The organism is Parachitinimonas caeni (assembly GCF_030129945.1).
GTDB classification, from domain to species: Bacteria; Pseudomonadota; Gammaproteobacteria; order Burkholderiales; family Chitinimonadaceae; genus Parachitinimonas; species Parachitinimonas caeni.
The window spans coordinates 1-1,285 of sequence record NZ_JARRAF010000121.1; the positions used below are offsets into that span (position 1 = coordinate 1).

At 62.3% G+C, this 1,285-nt stretch carries 1 protein-coding gene; it reads left to right on the plus strand.

What is annotated here, in order from left to right; genetic code table 11:
* On the plus strand, positions 1-1,285 hold a 1,285-nt coding region (locus PZA18_RS23870; protein ID WP_308447457.1), incomplete at both ends, for a hypothetical protein.

The following is a 1,285-nucleotide window of genomic DNA, read 5'->3' on the forward strand; positions in this document are numbered from 1 at the left end:
TCAGCCAGACCGACGCCAGCGGCGGGGTCACCGCCTACCAGTACAACCACGCCGGCCGGCTGGTGGGCCAGACCAGCAGCTATGGCCAGCAGCTGGAATACACCTACTACGACAACGGCTACACCCGCAGCCTGATCGACCGTAAGGAGAACACCCTCACCACTTACGGCTACGACGCCGCCGGCAACCGCACCTACGAGGACTACCGCAACCTGCAGGCCAATGGCGAAGTGGCGCCCAACCCCTACCAGTCGGCGCATATCACCTATGACAGCCTCAACCGCATGGTCAAATTCCATGACAACACGGCCGACATCGACTACGCCTACGACGCCATGGGCAACACCCGGATGGTGTATCAGGTTTACAAAAATGCGGTGGACAACAAGGACAGCACCTATCGCTACTGGTACCGCTACGACAACTTCAACCGGGTCGTGGTCAGCCAGGGTGACCTGCAGAACGGCAATATTGTGGCTGGCGAGCGCGGCGTGGCGCTGACTTACAACTACCTGAACCAGCGCACCCAGGCGGCCTATGGCGGCAAGACCGATGCCGGCTACGGCCAGCAGGCCCATACCGAAAACTATGGCTACAGCCTCGAAGGCTATCTGACCCGCGTCACCAGTGGCGGCGCCGTCGTGTCCGAGCGGAAAGTGGACAGCGCCGGCCGCACCTGGAAAACCACCGACACCTGGATCGACCCGCAGGGCAATGCCAACCCCAGCATCACCTACAACCTCTATGGGGCCGACAACCAGATCAACGAGCGCTACGTCAAAAACGAACCGACCGGGCCGGATCAATACCACTCCAGCAGCCGTACCGTTTACGCCCGGATGTATGACGGCACCCTGCTGGGCGAGCACACCGAGTACAGCGCCACCAGCAAGCAGCCGGCGCGCAAGGAGATCCACACCTACCAATACCAATGGCGCGACAGCACCCTGAAACAGCAGATCGATGTGGCAGTGGTTGAGCAGAATGGCGTGGAGCGTCTGACCACCGGCCTCAGTCAATTCGAATACGACGTCAACGGCCACCTGCAGAAAGTGACCGACCAGGCGCAGAACCGCACCTTGCTCTACCGCACCAACGCCCAGGGCCTGATCATGCGGCGCGAAGAAATGCTCGACAAAGCCAAACCCGGCAGCACGGGCAGCACGGGCACCGCAGGCAGCACCGGGGGCACCGGCAGCGCCCCGGCGGTCTGGAGCACCGACTACCGGCTGACACGCTACTACTACCTGAACGGCCAGCGCATCGGCGACGTCTCCAACCAGGG